Source organism: Dolichospermum sp. LEGE 00246 (genome assembly GCF_015207865.1).
GTDB classification, from domain to species: Bacteria; Cyanobacteriota; Cyanobacteriia; order Cyanobacteriales; family Nostocaceae; genus Dolichospermum; species Dolichospermum heterosporum.
The window spans coordinates 1-4489 of the sequence record NZ_JADEWA010000449.1 but is presented as its reverse complement, the minus strand read 5'-3'; the positions used below and the strand labels follow the sequence as shown (position 1 = coordinate 4489).

At 32.5% G+C, this 4489-nt stretch carries 5 protein-coding genes; 1 reads left to right on the top strand and 4 read right to left on the bottom strand.

What is annotated here, in order from left to right; genetic code table 11:
• Positions 1 to 239: 239 nt before the first annotated feature.
• A complete protein-coding gene (locus IQ228_RS21880; protein ID WP_027402981.1) occupies positions 240 to 1028 on the top strand; it encodes a peptidylprolyl isomerase in 789 nt (262 codons plus the stop codon).
• Positions 1029 to 1087: 59 nt separating this feature from the next.
• On the opposite strand, the gene IQ228_RS21875 is transcribed toward IQ228_RS21880, so the two are convergent.
• The 4 genes from IQ228_RS21875 to IQ228_RS21860 all read right to left on the bottom strand — a co-directional run bounded on the left by IQ228_RS21875 (position 1088) and on the right by IQ228_RS21860 (position 4118).
• The gene (locus tag IQ228_RS21875; protein WP_027402982.1) at positions 1088 to 2170 is read right to left on the bottom strand and encodes a T3SS effector HopA1 family protein; all 1083 of its coding nucleotides are present in this window, start codon (positions 2168 to 2170) and stop codon (positions 1088 to 1090) included.
• 15 nt (positions 2171 to 2185) lie between these two features.
• Positions 2186 to 3349, bottom strand: coding sequence for an aminoglycoside phosphotransferase family protein (locus tag IQ228_RS21870; RefSeq protein ID WP_027402983.1), 1164 nt, complete (start codon positions 3347 to 3349; stop codon positions 2186 to 2188).
• Between the two features lie 76 nt (positions 3350 to 3425).
• Positions 3426 to 3641, bottom strand: a complete 216-nt coding sequence (locus IQ228_RS21865; protein WP_193964428.1) for a hypothetical protein — start codon at positions 3639 to 3641, stop codon at positions 3426 to 3428.
• Between the two features lie 210 nt (positions 3642 to 3851).
• Positions 3852 to 4118, bottom strand: coding sequence for a hypothetical protein (locus IQ228_RS21860; RefSeq protein WP_193964426.1), 267 nt, complete (start codon positions 4116 to 4118; stop codon positions 3852 to 3854).
• Positions 4119 to 4489: the final 371 nt, after the last annotated feature.

Genomic DNA, 4489 nt, shown 5'->3' with positions numbered 1-4489 from the left:
TATTAAAACTACCATTAGATAGAGATAAGAAAATAACATATCAGGTAAATATGATAGATACCCTAATAACTTAGTTTAAGTAATACTAATTTTATATGAAACCGCACAAAATTATGAAATCCATTAATTCATCGATCTTTATCTGCGTTCATCTGCGTTCATCTGCGGTCAATAATTCTTGAATTCTTATTTTGAAAAAATGATTTTTACTAAATTTAGTAAATTAAGGAGATTAAATCATGTCCAATATTGTAAAAATATCCCAAGAAGATATTATTTATCATCTAAAAATATCTTGTCAAATTCCTAGTTTATTAGAAGCGATCGCCACCAGAAAAATCATCACAGAAACTGCCCAAAAAGAAGGCATTACCATCGAAATAGCAGAATTACAACAAACCGCAGATAGTTTACGATTAGTTAACAACCTGATTAAAGCAGAAGACACCTGGGAATGGTTACAAAAACATCATCTTACCTTAGATAACTTTGAAGAAATCGCAAACATTAATCTCCTATCGGCAAAATTAGCTCATCATTTATTTGCCGAGAAAGTTGAACCATTCTTTTATGCTCACCAACTTGATTATAGCGGAGTAGTCACCTATGAAGTCATATTAGATGATGAAGATTTAGCTTTAGAAATATTTTATGCCCTCCAAGAAGGAGAAATTAGTTTTCAAGAAGTAGCTCGTCAATATATCGAAAATCCCGAAATTCGTCGCGCTGGAGGATATCAAGGTATCCGCAAACGTAGTGATTTTAGACCAGAAATTGCTGCCGCAGTTTTTGCAGCTAATCCCCCAGAAATTATTAAACCAGTCGTTACACCCAAAGGAGTCCATATCATTATAGTTGAAGAAATCATTGCCCCCGAATTGAATGAACAAATGCGCGTAGCTATTCTCGGAGATTTATTTACTAATTGGTTAAGAGAGCAAATTAATAAATTAGAAATTGTCGCCACATTAGGAGATCAAATAAATTCTCCTCCTTCCCCAATAGAAATATTTAATGAAGCTAGTTAAAATTGCCAAGAGTTAGATCCCCGACTTCTTCAAGAAGTCGGGGATCTTGTTATTTGTTATTATTTAATTAAGGTCGTATAAATATCCTCTGAATGGGCATTAAGATAAGGATATTGTAAATTAATTTTGTGCAATGCAAACTGTTCTAAAATAGCTTTCATGCGACTTTCAGGATAATTATTACCCGTTTGCCAAGCAGTAATTAAACCATTAGCAATCATTTGACAACGATTAGTACCAAAACTTTCCTTTTCACCAAATTTATCTTCTGGTTCTTCAGCACAACTTAATCCCGGTGCCAGTGGCTTAGTAAACAACGGTACTTCTTGAGAAAAACTGTCTCGATTTTCTAAATATATCTTTTGCAGTATAGGATGAATAGTTTTATAGTGATGCTTACTGAAATAAAGCACTGCTGAATCATAACGTTTATATTCATCAGGATTATATAGAGCTTTAAAAGAGAAAGCAACTTGCATATTATTGAACTCCCTAGTCACATTATCCATCACTGATGCTGCTCCTTCTGGTGACACATTAAAGTAGATTCTGACAATATCTTGATTGTCTTGAGTTCCTAGATTAGACACTGCCATATAAAATCCATTTTGAACTAGATTTTTAGGCATTTTAATGGACACTAAGTTACCAAGAGTAGCATATTTATCAATCGGTGATAAATATAAATCACGCTCAATATGCAAAGTCAAACCATTTTTATGAACCGCCAAAGATCCATCAGGTTCTTCATTAACTACCAGCCAATTTTTACTCCAATAGCCTGTGCCTTTATTACTTGTATGTAATCGTTCATAGAAAGCTAAATCTATGCCAAATAAGCTATTATTACTTAAATTATTATCCTGGGAATCGGCATTGCTAGAGTCATGCCAAGAACCATTATAATAAGCGCTGTAGAGAAAATTACGTAATTGGATACTTAAATGTTTATTTTGAATATCCAATGGTAAATTTTGAAAGCGAGAAATAACTGATTCTGGTAATGCTAATAAGTTATATTCTGGATGCTTAATAGCATAAAATGATTCAATTTCCAGATAATTAGCAATATTTTGCAGAGACGTTTGTAATTCCTGTGGTAGTTGAAAAAGTTGACTATCTAGAGAATCTAATACTTGCATATAGGGTTTCCTTATTTAAGCAAGAGATAAATTTTTAGAGATTATTTCTGAAAATTCCATTCCTAAAATTGTGGAAATAGATGCTTGGGGACGACATAATAAACTCTTAGCAACTTGAAGAATACAGATACCTGAATTACCGAAAGTTTTCTCATATTGCAGTTTAGCTTGAATAGCTCTAATTAAGGCTAAACCGCTAAACTGCATCACTAATGGCAAGAAGTTTGGACGAACTTCTAAAATTTCTGGAAAGTTAGCTAAATAACCAGTAACTAATGCTGATAAAGAAGGTTGAATCATTGATAACGGAATAGCCGCTAAACGCAAACATTCTTCAATAGGTATAGTTTTACTAGCGATTATGCTATATAACCAAATTTGCAGATAACTAGCGATTATTGTTCCTAAATCATTGGCAGGATCTCCCCAATCACCTCTTTCCCAATCAATCAGTCTGAGAATATTTTTATTTCCAGGTAATTTCTCTTCAATTTCTGTTTCCCAATTCACAGATAAAAGAATATTATTGAGTTTAAGATCATTATGAGTTAGACAACAAGGCATAAAAGCCTGATTTAATTCTGCAATTGCTTTTCCTAAATTATCGTAACGTTGATAAAGAGCAAAAAATTTCAATCCATCAGCAGGAAGATTACCAAATATTTGTGGTGTAATTCTATCTAATCCTTTGCTCAAATTTGCACCCTCTAGAGAATTTTTAAAGAACTTTTGATAATTTTGATCTTCTATCGTTGAACGATGAACTTTTGCCAGCGTCGTACCAAGTAACTGAGCAATTTCAGGAGAAAATACCTGATCCTTGGCATAAAATTCTGCCAAATCTTGATATTCATTTAGATAGTTAAACACCATAATGGAGTTTTCTAAATCAAAATGAATTGCTTCTGATAAATATGAACGTAAGTGATTTATTTCTGGGAATTTTTGACAAAAATCATGAATTCTCCATTCTTCTTTAAATTCACCTAAAGTCTTACCATCTCGATCATGACGCTCTTGCTTAACTAAGATTTGACGTTCCTGTGGTAAACTGACTAATAAATTAAAGTTTTTAGCTGGTTTTAACTCAATTTTGCTTAATGATTCATCTTGTGGGGGACAAATTCCGCGATTAACCAAGTAGTCAAAAACGTTGGTAGAACTTATGAGAAGTGGCATAAATTTACATGAAAGATTAGTTAACAATGGGTTGGCAAATTAACAAAATATAGGCTGATTTTATAGACAATCAGGTTTAATAATTGCCATTAAATGAACTTCCTAAATAGGAAATAGAATCTATAGCATAGGCTAATAAAATGAACTCCATAGACTTAATCCCGAACTTGACTAATTCATGAAAATTACCCCTATTTCCCCCAACTATAGAAACAGACTCTATGCTACTAATTTCATGAATTAATAATTTCTCTTGGGTTGTGTTTAGATCGGAAATTGTAATTCTTGCCATTTGCTTAATACCCACTAATTACAAAATTGTCATAGCCGTAAAGTGTAAGCAAACACCAGATATTAATTGATTATTTAATCTGGTTTCGTCAGTTATTTAAGATCCTTATCCTCTGTTATTTAATGGAAATTAGGATGATAAATTCTTAAATTAACCAGATTTTTATGGGATGAATAAGTAATATAATATTGCTTATTCATCTCAGGTATTTTAATGACTATAGTGAGGATTGCTGTAGCTATTGCTGTGGCTATGGCTAAATGATTTAGCTAGAGATACAACGTTATCAATAGCAAAGCCTAACAAAATAAACTCCTGACCTTTAATACTGTAGTATACTAAATCATGAATTCCAGAACCGCTACCACCTTGAATAGAAATGGTATCTATATCATTCATTTCGTTTAAAAAGCTTTCGGAATCTTGGAACAATTCAGAACCGTTAGCTTGTAATTGAGAAAGTTTGATACTAGCCATGATTTCTTTCCTCCTAGATTAATCATCAGTCAATTGATATTCTGCGAAAAGCAGTTAAGCTTGTTTTTTTATCGGTAATCCTAATTCCCCTGAAAAAATAGAGCAATTAGGGCGATAAATTCTTAACTGAACCAGATTTTCATGGGGTGAATAAGCAATATAAAATTACTTATTCATCTCATGTATTTTAATTGCTATAGTTAGTGATTGCTGTAGCTAAATGATTTAGCTAGAGATACAGCACTATCAATAGCAAAGCCTAACAAAACAAACTCCTTACCTTTAATGCTGTAGTATACTAAATCATGGATTCCAGAACCGCTACCACCTTGAATAGAAATGGTATCTACATCATTCATTTCGTTTAAAAA